Source organism: Pedobacter sp., from assembly GCF_040513095.1.
In the GTDB taxonomy this organism is placed as follows: Bacteria; Bacteroidota; Bacteroidia; order Sphingobacteriales; family Sphingobacteriaceae; genus Pedobacter.
In genome coordinates, this window is the sequence record NZ_JBEVDX010000042.1 from 56,919 (window position 1) to 69,730 (window position 12,812).

Below are 12,812 nucleotides of genomic sequence, written 5' to 3' on the forward strand. Positions count from 1 at the left end.
TTGGTTAAAAAAGATTGCTCAGGGTAGTGAAAGCGTTGTTGAGTTTTAAGTAGCGCAATTCAAACAACAGGTATTTCTGCAGGTAAATCCTCAGCAGCGATCTTCTTGCAGCAGTTGGATAGTCGAAATTATTCACCATTATATTGAAATCGCTGATCATCCTGGATTTGCGCACTTTGCCGTCTATCATGCTCCAGATGCCACCTTTGTGTATCCTGTAACATGCCATCACATCGGGCATTACATATATTTTCTGCTGGGTTACAGAGAGGATGTATAATTTAAACAGCAAATCTGTGCCGTAGGTCTGTGAATACCAGTCCAGCTTGCCAACCGCATTCACGTAATGGTCGTTTCTCACCATCAGCGAACCGCTTCTGGTTTCTTCGCGTATGCCCAGGAGCAAATCCATATAACTGAATTCCATTTCATGCGGCGCCGCCTTTTCATAAATCTTCTGGCCATCCTCGTTGATTACCGTTGAATGGTGGCAGCAGATCACATAAGCGGGATTGGCCTCCAGGAAATCTACCTGTTTCTGGAGTTTACAGGGGTCGGTCCAGAAATCATCCCCGTCACAGTAGGCAATATATTTGCCCCTTGCACGGGAAAAAGTATCAATCTGATTGGCAATGGCCCCTATATTGGGATTATGGTTCACCACTGTGATGTCCTCAGGATATGATTTTGCATATTTTTCGAGCACGGCCTGGGTACCATCAGAAGAGTTATCCTCCCCAATGATGATTTCATAGTCAAAGTTTGTCTTTTGCATCAGAAAACTGTCCAGTGCCTGGGCAATGTATGCTGCGTGATTATATGTAATGCAACATATGCTCACCAATGGTAGTGCGGCAGGATTTTTCATACCAATTGCGCTTTGGTCTGGTCAACCACGGCAGTTGCCTCAACCGGGGCCGAATCATAGGTTTGTACTCTCAGGATTATCCGGGTGATCAGGTCAAGATCACTTGATGTCAGGCTGTGGTAAAGCGGCAGGCACAGGATCCTGCTGGCAATATCCTCACATACAGGCATAGCTGCAGGCGCCAGGAATTTTAGTGTAGACAGGGCCGGAAAGAAATACCTTTTGCAGTATATTTTTTCGTTCTCCAGTGCTTTCAGGCATTTTTGCATCAGGTCTTCAGATTCAAACAGCACCGGGAAATAAGCATAGTTGTAATCCAGGTCAGCGTTCAGTTTGGGATATGTTGCCCGCAGCGTAGCTAATGTTTTCCAGTAATAGAAGGACAGCAGCCGGCGTTTATCCAGGATCTCATCTACCTTTCTGAGGTTACAGAGGCCCATTGCTGCATGGAATTCACAGTTTTTACCGTTGATACCCAGGCCTGCAAACTCTTCGGGGGCGCTGTGTCCAAAATTGCGCATGGCCGCCATTTTACGCAAGAGTTCGGGATCTTTTGTAAATACGGCCCCACCCTCTATCGTATGAAAAAGTTTGGTAGCGTGAAAGCTCACTGTGCTGATGTCACCATACTCAAATACAGACTTATTTTTATAGGTAGTACCGAACGCGTGTGCGCCATCATAAATGACTTTGAGTTTATACCGCTCTGCTATCTGCTGTATTGCATCAATATCGCAGGGGTTCCCATATACATGGGTGGCAACAATTGCAGAAGTTGCGGGCGTTATGGCTTCTTCTATTTTCCCCGGGTCTATATTGAATGTTTCAGCGTCGATATCGACGTAGACGGGCTTGCAGTTTTGCCATACAATGCTGGACGAGGTAGCGACGAACGAGAAGGGAGTGGTTATAATCTCTCCTTCAAGCCCCAGCGCTTTTATGGCCAGCTGCAGGGCAATTGTCCCATTTGAAACAAACAGTAAATGATCCAGTGAAAGGTACTTTTTAAGTTCCAGTTCCAGTTCATTTACCAGAGGACCGTTATTGGTTAGCCACTGGCGTTCCCAAATGTTGTGCACATACAATTCAAAATCCTGAACCGCAGGCATGTAAGGTTTTGTTACAGGTATCATTTTTTTAGAATCAATATTTTGAAATCGTTAATTGGGATAAGCTTAAACAGAAGGCCGGTACACAGATAAACCACACAATAGATAAATCCACTGGTTATAATCCTTCCCAGGTTTCCCAGCGAGAGCGGAACGACTATCAGGTTATCAATTACATAGGTAATTACCCCGCCGATCATTGCCGCAGCGAAAATCGGCCAGAGGTCCAGAAACTGTTCCCTCACAGGATAGCCGATCAGCGTACTGGAATACGTTGAGTTGATATAGTAGGCCACTACACTAAAAATCAGCTGGAAATACAGGAGCCCGTAGATGCCGAAGAAAGTAGCGCAGAATATGCCTATCAGACAGATGAATTTTTTGATGGTTTCCAGCCTCAGTACCAGATCGCTCCTTCCCTTTACTTTCAGTACATTGAGGTTATAGGCATTCAGCGGGTACATGATCCCTGCCAGGCACAAGATCTGGAAGTAAGGCACGGCAGGCAGCCATTTATCAGTAAGAAGGAAGGTAAATAAGGGTTCGGCCAGAATGATCATAATAATCAGTATGGGTGCCACCCAGAAAATTACCTGCTGCATAATGCGCCTGTATACACGCTTCAGTTTTTCATCGTCATCGCTTATTTCTGAGAACATCGGATAAGTTACTCTGTGTATCACCATCGAAATATTGTTCACCGGCAGCTGGCTAAAGGACTCTGCCCGGTTATAAAAACCGAGTTGTGTGACAGAATAGTAGCTGCCAATGATTACCACATATATATTTCTGTAAAGAATATCCAGCAAACCGCTGAGCGTCATCTTGTACCCAAATCCAAAGTGCCGCTTAAAACACTGCTTATCGAACACCAGACTGGGGACCCAGCCAGAATAAAACCAGTGCATCACCGTAGATAAAAACGATTGGGCCAGTGCCAGCCAGACGAGGCTCCAGACCCCGTAGCCATGGAAGGCCAGAAAAATCCCCAGAAGGCCGCCAATCAAAACCGCGGGTATCTGGATCATCATCTGCGCCTTAAAATTCATGTCCTTAACCAGCCTTGCATTTTGCACACTAAAAAAAGCATTGATGATAAAATCCAGCGTATAAACCCTGATAATCGAAATGAGCAGTGGCTGATGATACAACCTGGAAATCAGGGGTGCCAGAAAATAACAGATCCAGTAGATGATAATGCTGCCCCCCAGGTTAAAAAAGAAAACAGTTGAAAAATCTCTCTCAGTAAGATCAGTGGAGCGGATCAGCGAAGAGGCCAAACCACTATCAAGCAATGTACTGCCTATCCCAACCAAAATGGTCAGCATGGCTATCAGGCCAAACTCTGCAGGCATCAGGATCCGTGCAAGTCCGATAGTGATACAGAAACTAATCAGCTGTACACTGAACTGCTGGATAAATGCCCAGAATAAACTGGTTATTGTTTTTGTTTGTAGGGTCATGCATAGAGGCGGATATAGACTGCCCTTACCAGGCTGGTGATTAGCCAGGCCAGGGTAATCATGGTGGAAATAGTTAGTAATAAAACAAGGAGCTCACTGCTCAGGTATCTGCTCAGGGTCCTCATCAATATAAATCCGACATTCTGGTGGATCAGGTACAATGGATAGGAAACGTAACCCAGAAAGACCAAAGGCTTCCAGCTGATTTTATTGAGCAGGCCATATACAAAAAGATAAAATATCAGGTAGAACAGCAGATAAACATAAACCTGGATCAGGCCCGGATGCGAACACAAAGCAGCGATAAAGCTGAGCAGGATCAGTGCATGTTCCTGCCAGCCTCCCCTGTCAAACTTTAGCCGGTAGAATAAAATCCCGGCCATGAAAAACATACCATACTGCAAATTGAGCAGGTAGGCACCAAAGGGCAATGCAAAGAGGCTGTTCAGGATCATCAGGGAGAGCCATACTGCGCCAAAGATTCGGATCCTGCCAAACTGGCCCAGGTAATAGAGCAGCCCTATTGTAAAATAAAAGAACAGTTCAGGGATGAGCGACCAGTATACCCCATCAACGCTTTTCACGTTGAAAACTCCCTGAACCATTGTCAGATTGAGCAGCAACACCGGCGGACTTACTGTTTCGACCTCCGGGTCGGCTGCAATGCTTAATACCAGAAAAGTAAGGCACACACAGATCCAATACTCCGGATATAACCTTGCAAACCTTTTTTTGGCGAAAGACTCGATACTTATATTTCCCTGCAGCGACATGAAGATCACAAAACCGCTGATCATGAAAAAGAGCTCTACCCCATATCTTCCCAGTTCCCAGTCCAGGTATTGCGGATAGTTGTGCCCAAAATTCATACGGTATCTGCTGGTATAGTGGAACACCACTACATTCAGTGCCGCAATTCCTCTGAATACGTCAAGTTCTTTTATGCGTACCATGGTCTTATTTTCAATTGACAATCCGGAGATTGGTAGCCGGCACTTTTGCGGTGAGCACACAATTGAGGCTGTCAATCACCACGATGATATGATGCAGCTCATTTCTTAATACATGGCCTTCTTTATCCTGCATAATGCCATGCTCAATCTTTACGCGGGTACCCACTGCCAGTTCTGCGAGGTTGATCACCTGGGCATCAGGAAACAAAAAAAGTGAGGATTTAATCTCCTCTATGATTTCATCCTTTATCGTGGCCAGTTTACCCATATAATAGACAAAGTTGATTACACCATGCGTCTGTCTTACTTTCAGTTCTTCTCTTGGATTGATGCAGACGAACACATAGGAGCTGAAGAGCGGCAATGCTACCATCTTGCGCCTGTCGGCCCATTTACTCTGTATCATTCTCAGCGGGCAATAGCTGATAATTCCCTGTTGTTTTAATGATTCGTCTATTTTCTTTTCCCAGCGGGGACGTGTATAGACGACAAACCATGAACGGCGCAAAGGCTGTGGAAGTGGTGCACAAGATTCCATAATAAAGACGGTTAATTTATTTTGAGAGAGGGGCACAGCTTCGCTATCTCACTTACATGATTGCTTTGCTGTGCAGAAAAAATTGGGGATTGGTACCCGGTAAAGGTGTTATATCTGGTTATTCTAATTGTAGGCGTAACGGCCGTACCTGTAAATATTCTTATTCTCTTTCTTAGCGTCGTTAAATACAATCATTGGGTTTTTCAGCCGTTTATTTTCAGCAATCTCTGTGAAAATAGACAGGTCTGTTTTGCTCGTGTAATTATACCTCACCAGGTAGATGCTGGCATCTGCATACTGCCCGATGGTAAATGCATCGGCAACGTAGCCTACCGGTGATGAATCAATAATAATGTAATCAAATCTTTGGCGGAGCTCGGCAATAAGTAGTTCCAGGCGCCCGCTCTCCAGCAGCTCAGAAGGGTTATCAGGCACCTTTCCGCAGCCAATCACTGAGAGATTTTCTGAAGCAGGTACTGGCATGATGAGCTCTTCAATTTCTATGTGCTGTCCGGCAAGGTATCCAGACAGGCCATGCCCGGGCTGCTCCAGGCTGATAGCCGTCAGCAGATCTGGTTTGCGCAGGTCAAACTCCAGCAATACTACTTTTTTGCCAATCAGCGACAGGGTGATGCCCAGGTTGATGCAAAAGAATGTTTTCCCCTCCCCTTTCGAACTTGAGGTCACCAGCATCACTTTATTCAGCTTTTCCATATCCATAAAATGTAAGTTTGAGCGGATATACCTGAACAGTTCAGAGATGTTGGTGCTCTTGCCCTTCTCCACTACTATCGCTTCTCCAATTGCTTTATGGCTAAGCTCGCCCAGGATATTGCCTTTTGTGTTGATATAGTGTGCATCTGCAGTTTCCCTCACTTTGCCGTTCATTACTTCTCTCAGGTAGATAACACCCATCGGCAAACTGAGTCCGGCGAGGATGCTGATGAGATAGCTTAGCTGAACTTTTGGAGAGGCTGGATTAGGATCATAACCCGGACTTTCCACAATCTGAAAGGAAGGGATGGTGGCCGAGAGCGAAAGCTCAGTTTCTTCCCTTTTTTGCAGCAGGTACTGATATTGCGTAGTTTTCACGCCCTGCTCCCTGCTGCGTTCCAGTAATCCGCGCTCCAGTGCGGGTACGCTACCCAGCCTGCTATCCGATTTTGCTGTCTGGTTCCTGTAGTTTTCCTTTTCCAGCAGCAGCCCTTTTTTAATCATCCTCAGGTTTTCAACGAGGCTGCTTTTCAATGCTGACAGTTGTTCTGTGAGGGTCACCACCAGGGGGTTCAGCTCACTGGTATTGCGGAGCAGCCGCTGCCTTTCTACCTGCAGGTTATTGTATTTATCTGTCAGGTTCTGCAGTGTAGGATCTTTGAGCCCCAGCGTACTTGGCACCAGTTCAAAGGTAGATTTGCTGTTGTTCAGGTACCTGCTTAGCGAATTGACTACATTTAGCTGTACATCCGTGCTTGACAGTTGTTGTCCCGCAGCGCCAGAGTTCTGGATGTTCATCTGCGCATCATCGTTCAGCAGTGATATGCGGTTTTTGATTTTATAATTTTCTATATCTTCTTCCGCACCGGTAAGGTGCGCGTTTAATCCTTTCAGTTTGGCATTGATAAAATCTATGGTTTGCAGGGCAGTCTGGTTTTTTCTTCTGCTGTTCTCCTGGTTATACATTTTTAACAGCGTGTTCAGTATATCGATGCCCCTGTCTGGTATCGGATCAATCAGCGTCAGCACAACTGTATTTGCATCTTTGATCACCGGCATAACCGTCAGTCCGGCCGAGCTGTAAGCCTGTGCAGTTTTATACAGATCTCTAAATGCAATCAGTACGGGTTTCCCCTCCCTGAATGCTGCAGGACCACGCTGCACAGTAATCTTATACTGAGGCCTTATAACTACGGCACCGTATTTATATATGGTGGTTTTCCCGTTCTCTATCAAGATGTACTTCTCTTTGTTCAGGGGCTTAATCTTTAGTTCCAGCTGAAACGCTGCAGGCGCTAAAAACAGCGTATTTACAATAACCGGAAGCTGGCTGCCATATACTTCCTCAGTGGTTATAAAATTAGCATAACTATATTTAGTCTGCAGGTGAAGCTGATTTAAGACACTGTAGATCAGATCTCTGGAACGCAGCATTTCCATATAATCATAAACCGTTTTAGTGGCTGCAAACAAATTCAGGTCGCTGAACGCTGTTCCTTTAAACAATCCCCCGTCTTTGGAATCGTCCTGTAATAACAGGGTGCTGGTTATCCTGTACTTTGGTACCTGGGTTTGCAGGTACAGGAAAGCTAATCCCAGGCATAATATAAGAGATAGTAAAAATATGCGCCAGTATTTCAGGTACCTGAGCATTAGTCCTACAGTTGCTTTGGAAGATGAGTTTAGCGTTTCCATATTTTTGTTCCAATATTAGTTCTGTTTTAACGGCTGATCAGAGTTGCACCAAAAATTGCTATTGCAGAAAGCCCGGCAATTACAAACGGCATCATCTTGGTGCTTTTGCTTACTTCGTATGATTTGGCTTTATCCGGTTCTACATAGATCACATCATTTTGCTTCAGGTAGAAGTAGGGCGAGTTCAGAACATCCTGACTGTTGAGGTTGATGCGGGTCATTGTTCTCACATTGTTTACCTCGCGGATCAGCAGAACATTTTCCCGTTTTCCATAGGCCGTCATGTCTCCCGCCAGTCCCAGTGCTTCGAGCAGGTTAATTTTTTCATTGGGTACCAGAAAGGTTGAAGGATGGTTTACCTCACCGATGACGGTGACCCTGAAATTCATGAATTTCATATTTACTATGGGGTGTTTGGCGTAATTGATCAGCTGGCGCTCCAGCTGGTCCTGTGCCTGGCTGAGTGTCAGTCCTTCGAGGGTTACTTCGCCGAGAAAAGGAAACTTGATATTGCCCTCACCGTTTACCCTGTACCCCTGTTTTTCATACACCCCATTTACCATTTCTGCTGATTGTGCCGAGGCGAAGATCATATTGGATTCAGAGCTGCTGGTATTTACGCTGATGCTCAGCACGTCATTTTTGAGGATTACCGGTTCACCGTTATCAGTAATGTTTTTCCATTTGTCACTTTTGAGGTCCAGGTCACTGAAGTATACCAGGTTTCTTCTGCCAGAGCAGGCAGAAATAGCTATTATAATGGTCAGCAAGAGCGGTAAAATAGTTTTCATATGCATAGTTATAATCTCTTTTGTATCCGGTTTTTAAGAATTGGAATTTAGCTGCCTTCAAATCCTTAGGATAAACTTACTAACTAGTTGAGCTGGAAAAAACAGGTTTGATCTGACTGTTAATGAGTTGTGTATTTTTCACATTTTTTTTCACATGTATGTGAAGTTTTTACACAAAAGACCAGTAAAAATACACTCCTGCATGTTAATGTTTTCCCCTTTGTAGAAGCAGTAATCAGGCATAATTATTTCTTTTACTCAGGGTACTGATGGTGGAACGTCAGATTTATCTTGTTATACCAAATATTCTGAAAAAGAAGGTTTTTTATCAGGCCCCTATTTTGGCCTTCTGGGGCAGGTAATAATATTTGAACCACATTTTATCACCTATATAAAGTAACAGGCCCAATGGGGCCGAGAGGAGGAGCAGGCTTTTTGCCCCCGGAGATTCAAGGCCTTTGTATTGTTGCAGGATGGATCCTGAATGTATGCCGTAACGCGAAAGCTGTGCTGCCCTTTTGAAGAAGAACAGCGGTGACGCGTGAAACCAGTCTGGCAGATCTTCTTTTAAAACTTCTGCATCCGTCATCACCAGGCCCCTGGCATTGCGGATGCGGTTTGCCTTGCCACTCAGATTGGCTGAGGCAGCTCCTGTCGACTGGTAATATGTTCGTACAACAGTATTAGTGCAGATATACAGATATTGGCGCCCCAGCCTGTTCCAGATAAAACTTTCGGGTACAAATTTATATCCTTCCTCTTCGGGGTATGGGTTGCTTTTTAGCAATGCTGTACGCATCAGCCCAAATTTTTCTCCTGTGATTTTGTATTTAAATAAAAATTCTCCACCAGTAATCGTCACATGATCTGCAGGGAACAGGTCGCCCACCACTTCTTTTGTTTCCGAATCTTCCACTAAAGCGCATACACACCAATACTTGTCTTTAAGCTGCGGCGAAAGCATATCCCATTGATCAACACATACCTGCAGGCCATTGTCACAAAGTGCATCATCAGAATCAAGGATGGCACACATCGGCGCCCTTGCCAGCTTTACCCCCTGGTTTACTGCAGAGGGTTTACCACCATTGGTTTTTTTGTAATAATGAATAGTCATCGGTGATTCCAGCTGCCAGGCTTCAACTATATCCGCGGTCTTATCTGTAGAACCATCATCAACAATGATCCATTCAAAATCTTTAAATGTTTGTCTGCTCAATGATTCGTAACAGCGGTGAAGTGTTGCTGCGCGATTGTAGGTTGGTGTAATAATAGATATAAACATAAACTGAGGCTGAAGTATAGATTTTGATTCTCAATTTACAGATCATTACCTCCTGGTTTATACCCAATTGGTGTGTAATGTTTATACAATTATTTTAAAATAAATTACCAGCTGCGCTTCGTTTGGGATTAAGTTAGCCTATGAAAAAACAGTACGATCTTTTATGGAAAATAATCCTGGAGCCCTTCTTTTACGATTTCCTGCAACTCGTTGATCCTAAACTGGCGGCTACCATTGATGAGCATATAAAGCCGGCTTTCCTGGACAAGGAGTTAATCAAGCTTAATCCGGAAGCCGAAGGACCGTTCGAACAAAGAATTGTTGATAAACTTGTGAAAATGTACACCAAATCCGGTACAGAAGAATGGATTTTATTTCATGTGGAAGTACAGCATAGCTACAGTAAAGATTTTGCTGAGCGGATGTACCAATACTTTCACAGCCTGCATCAGAAATTCAGAAAACCTATTACGGCTTATGCAGTATTTACTGAGCCGGCTGGTGTAAAGCGTAGCAGCGTGTTCAAGATCAATTGTGGCAATACTACATTGCTATATAAATTTAATACATATAAGATTGCTTTGCAGGATGATGATGCGCTTATGAATCATCCTAATCCTTTTGCACTAGTAGTTCTCATTGCAAGGCAAACTATTTTAAAGCGCATATACAAAGAAAAGGTTGTACATGACGAAAAGCTTTTGGCCAGCAAGCTGCAAATAGCCAGGTTGATCTTTGAAAAAAGGCTTCCCCCAGAAAAAGAGTCTAATCTTATTAAATTTCTATTTTACTACGTAGATTTTGAAATTAAAGAAACTAATACTACTTTTGAGAGAAGTATTCAATTGTTAACACCTAAAAATATTGAAGATATGACTATGGAAGAGGCAATATTAGAGGAAAAAAAGTTCGAGGGATTACGGGAAGGACTTAAAAAGGGGCGTAAAGAAGGACGACAGGAAGGACGACAAGAAGGACGCCAGGAAGGACGCCAGGAAGGACGCCAGGAAGGGCAGCAGCTTGGCAGAAAAGAAACCGAGGAGGCAATTGTGACAAGAATGATCCAAATGCAATTATTATCAGACGAGCAGATTGTCAAAATTGTTGATGTGCCGCCCGCCTTTGTTCGCAGATTAAGAAAACAGCTGGAAAAGATCAACTAAATATTGAAGATATGACTATGGAAGAGGCAATATTAGAGGAGAAAAAGTTCGAGGGATTACGGGAAGGACTTAAAAAGGGACGTAAAGAAGGACGACAGGAAGGACGACAGGAAGGACGTAAAGAAGGACGCCAGGAAGGGCAGCAGCTTGGCAAAAAAGAAACTGAAGAGGCAATTGTGACGAGAATGATCCAAATGCAACTATTATCAGACGAGCAGATTGTTAAAATTGCTGAGGTGTCACATAGTTTGATTCGCAGATTAAGAAAACAGCTGGAAAAGGTCAACTGATCCTTATAATATATTTTGATAATCTGTAGCTTCTGGCAACTGTGTAACAGCAAGTAAGAAAATATACACTTAATTGTTGATGCCCCGGAGAATAACGTACCATCAAGCTATTTGATCACTACGCAAGCAAACACGATACACAATCGTATTCACAACTGCACTATACAATACAAGTTGCCTTAATATTCCCTCTATATTTAAGGGCGGCCAGCTTGGTAAAATTCATTATTACTAATGACCAAACTGTAAAACCTACAAAAAGCAGCTGCACCATAAAAACCTGTTTCATTTTAATATTAGATAAACATGTGCGGTATAGCTGGGTCAGTAAATATGCCTGCAATCATCAGGGCAAAAGAAGTTTTGGAACATAGGGGGCCAGACAGCTTTGGCGTTTACCATGAAAATGACGTTTGCCTGGTTCACCGGCGGCTGGCCATAGTAGATTTAACCGATGCAGGTCATCAGCCTATGCTTTTCAATGAACTGGTGATCACCTTTAATGGAGAGATCTATAATTTCCATTCCATAAAAGAAGAGTTGCTCCAAAAAGGCTATTCCTTTCAATCGCATTCTGATACTGAAGTAATTTTGAAGGCTTACGATTGCTGGGGAAACCAATGCCTATCAAAGTTCAACGGCATGTTTGCCTTTTGCATATACAACACCAGAACAAAGCATTTTTTTGTTGCCCGTGATAAAATAGGGATCAAACCGTTGTACTATTACCATAAGGATAACGTGTTTGCCTTCGGAAGCGAGTTAAAGGTATTCCCTTCCAGCATCTTATCTCATAAAAACGAAAAAGCACTCTTACAGTTTTTAGTTTTAGGGTATATCACCGCTCCCCATTCAGCCTATAAAAATGTCTATAAATTACCACCAGGAAGTTACCTCGAATTCCAGAATCACGAAGTGAAAATCACAAAATACTGGTCAGCCATAGATCAGTCTACCCACTCAGATTATCAAATCAACAGCTACAAGCATGCTTTAGAATTGGTTGAAGAGAAGTTGCAACATGCCGTTGAAATGCAAATGGTAGCTGATGTAAATGTAGGCTGTTTTTTAAGTGGTGGTATAGATAGCTCCCTGATTGCAGCACTGGCGCAGAAAGCCTCTTCAGTTCCTGTCAAAACTTATTCAATGGGATTTAATGAGAAGGGATTTGACGAAAGCGGATATGCGGCAACAGTTGCCGGGCATTTAAAAACTGATCATCAGAACCTCAGCTTTATGCCAGAAGATTTGCTTGAGCTGATTACGGATTTTGATTATTACTTTGACGAGCCTTTCGGAGACTTTGCCTCCCTACCCTTAAGTATACTATGCAAGAAAGCCAGAGAACAAGGCATCACCGTAGCTTTGTCGGGTGATGGCGGCGACGAATTGTTTCTGGGTTATGAACGTTATACCTTTGCCACCCGGTTCAATGGCCTCTTAGAAAACAAACCCGAATTTTTGAGGCATTGGTTTACCTCTGTACTTCGCCTGACGAACAAAGAGAAGGCCTTAAAAATGATTTACCCTATAAATAATCCCGGTTTACTCAACTTTTATCAGGTATATGCCACGTCCGTGAAACCCTGGGATCTTCCTCATGTTGTCAACAAGGACTTCCTTATAAAGCATTTTGGGAAAGAAGACATCACCATAGATGATATTTTGGATATCCCAGCTGATTTCCCTCTACAAAACGAGAAAGACCTGAGTAACATTGATCTATTATGGAACCTGCCAGACGAGATGCTGACAAAATCAGACCGCGCCTCTATGCGCTTTTCATTGGAATTAAGGGTACCGATACTGGATGCTGGCTTAATAGAAATTTCAAGGGCTATACCCAATCATTTACTTCTAAAAGACGGCATTAAGAAATCCATCTTAAAAGATATTCTTGCAAAGCACGTCCCCAAAGCATTGTTTGACCGGCCTAAACGAGG

At 43.5% G+C, this 12,812-nt stretch carries 11 protein-coding genes; 3 read left to right on the plus strand and 8 right to left on the minus strand.

Going from position 1 to position 12,812, the window contains the following annotated elements:
• Positions 1–4: 4 nt before the first annotated feature.
• The 8 genes from ABWY16_RS06070 to ABWY16_RS06105 all read right to left on the minus strand — a co-directional run bounded on the left by ABWY16_RS06070 (position 5) and on the right by ABWY16_RS06105 (position 9,416).
• The gene (locus ABWY16_RS06070) at positions 5–868 is read right to left on the minus strand and encodes a glycosyltransferase family 2 protein (RefSeq protein ID WP_353903755.1); all 864 of its coding nucleotides are present in this window, start codon (positions 866–868) and stop codon (positions 5–7) included.
• Positions 865–2,001 (minus strand): DegT/DnrJ/EryC1/StrS family aminotransferase, encoded by a 1,137-nt coding sequence (locus ABWY16_RS06075; protein ID WP_353903756.1) that lies wholly within the window; start codon positions 1,999–2,001, stop codon positions 865–867. The genes ABWY16_RS06070 and ABWY16_RS06075 overlap by 4 nt, the downstream gene beginning before the upstream one ends.
• A complete protein-coding gene (locus tag ABWY16_RS06080; RefSeq protein WP_353903757.1) occupies positions 1,998–3,440 on the minus strand; it encodes a lipopolysaccharide biosynthesis protein in 1,443 nt (480 codons plus the stop codon). The genes ABWY16_RS06075 and ABWY16_RS06080 overlap by 4 nt, the downstream gene beginning before the upstream one ends.
• Positions 3,437–4,393 carry an acyltransferase family protein gene (locus tag ABWY16_RS06085; RefSeq protein WP_353903758.1) on the minus strand — a complete coding sequence of 319 codons (957 nt, stop codon included), beginning with the start codon at positions 4,391–4,393 and terminating at the stop codon, positions 3,437–3,439. Before ABWY16_RS06085 ends, ABWY16_RS06080 begins: the two co-directional genes overlap by 4 nt.
• Positions 4,394–4,403: 10 nt before the next feature.
• Positions 4,404–4,931, minus strand: coding sequence for a UpxY family transcription antiterminator (locus tag ABWY16_RS06090; protein ID WP_353903759.1), 528 nt, complete (start codon positions 4,929–4,931; stop codon positions 4,404–4,406).
• Positions 4,932–5,054: 123 nt separating this feature from the next.
• Positions 5,055–7,340, minus strand: coding sequence for a GumC family protein (locus ABWY16_RS06095; RefSeq protein WP_353903760.1), 2,286 nt, complete (start codon positions 7,338–7,340; stop codon positions 5,055–5,057).
• 26 nt (positions 7,341–7,366) lie between these two features.
• Positions 7,367–8,131, minus strand: coding sequence for a polysaccharide biosynthesis/export family protein (locus tag ABWY16_RS06100; RefSeq protein ID WP_353903761.1), 765 nt, complete (start codon positions 8,129–8,131; stop codon positions 7,367–7,369).
• A 328-nt stretch (positions 8,132–8,459) separates the two neighbouring features.
• Positions 8,460–9,416: a glycosyltransferase family 2 protein gene (locus ABWY16_RS06105; protein ID WP_353903762.1), complete on the minus strand. Its 957-nt coding sequence runs from the start codon at positions 9,414–9,416 to the stop codon at positions 8,460–8,462.
• Positions 9,417–9,556: 140 nt separating this feature from the next.
• On the opposite strand from ABWY16_RS06105, the gene ABWY16_RS06110 reads away from it, so the two are divergent.
• The 3 genes from ABWY16_RS06110 to asnB form a co-directional block, all read left to right on the plus strand.
• Entirely contained in the window at positions 9,557–10,579 is a 1,023-nt protein-coding gene (locus ABWY16_RS06110) for an RpnC/YadD family protein (RefSeq protein ID WP_353903763.1), read from the plus strand.
• An 11-nt stretch (positions 10,580–10,590) separates the two neighbouring features.
• On the plus strand, positions 10,591–10,869 hold the full coding sequence (locus ABWY16_RS06115; protein ID WP_353903764.1) for a FliH/SctL family protein: 279 nt from the start codon (positions 10,591–10,593) through the stop codon (positions 10,867–10,869).
• 306 nt (positions 10,870–11,175) lie between these two features.
• Positions 11,176–12,812, plus strand: a 1,637-nt coding sequence (gene asnB / locus ABWY16_RS06120) for an asparagine synthase (glutamine-hydrolyzing) (protein ID WP_353903765.1), incomplete at its 3' end; no start/stop codon positions are given.

What these genes read in the sequence shown, in the direction of transcription:
- ABWY16_RS06095 (WP_353903760.1), bottom strand. Translation starts at nt 7,340, where the DNA reads ATGGAAACGCTAAACTCATCTTCCAAAGCAACTGTAGGACTAATGCTC.
- ABWY16_RS06085 (WP_353903758.1), bottom strand. Translation starts at nt 4,393, where the DNA reads ATGGTACGCATAAAAGAACTTGACGTATTCAGAGGAATTGCGGCACTG.
- ABWY16_RS06070 (WP_353903755.1), bottom strand. Translation starts at nt 868, where the DNA reads ATGAAAAATCCTGCCGCACTACCATTGGTGAGCATATGTTGCATTACA.
- ABWY16_RS06105 (WP_353903762.1), bottom strand. Translation starts at nt 9,416, where the DNA reads ATGTTTATATCTATTATTACACCAACCTACAATCGCGCAGCAACACTT.
- ABWY16_RS06115 (WP_353903764.1), top strand. Translation starts at nt 10,591, where the DNA reads ATGACTATGGAAGAGGCAATATTAGAGGAGAAAAAGTTCGAGGGATTA.
- ABWY16_RS06100 (WP_353903761.1), bottom strand. Translation starts at nt 8,131, where the DNA reads ATGAAAACTATTTTACCGCTCTTGCTGACCATTATAATAGCTATTTCT.
- ABWY16_RS06075 (WP_353903756.1), bottom strand. Translation starts at nt 2,001, where the DNA reads ATGATACCTGTAACAAAACCTTACATGCCTGCGGTTCAGGATTTTGAA.
- ABWY16_RS06080 (WP_353903757.1), bottom strand. Translation starts at nt 3,440, where the DNA reads ATGACCCTACAAACAAAAACAATAACCAGTTTATTCTGGGCATTTATC.
- ABWY16_RS06110 (WP_353903763.1), top strand. Translation starts at nt 9,557, where the DNA reads ATGAAAAAACAGTACGATCTTTTATGGAAAATAATCCTGGAGCCCTTC.
- ABWY16_RS06090 (WP_353903759.1), bottom strand. Translation starts at nt 4,931, where the DNA reads ATGGAATCTTGTGCACCACTTCCACAGCCTTTGCGCCGTTCATGGTTT.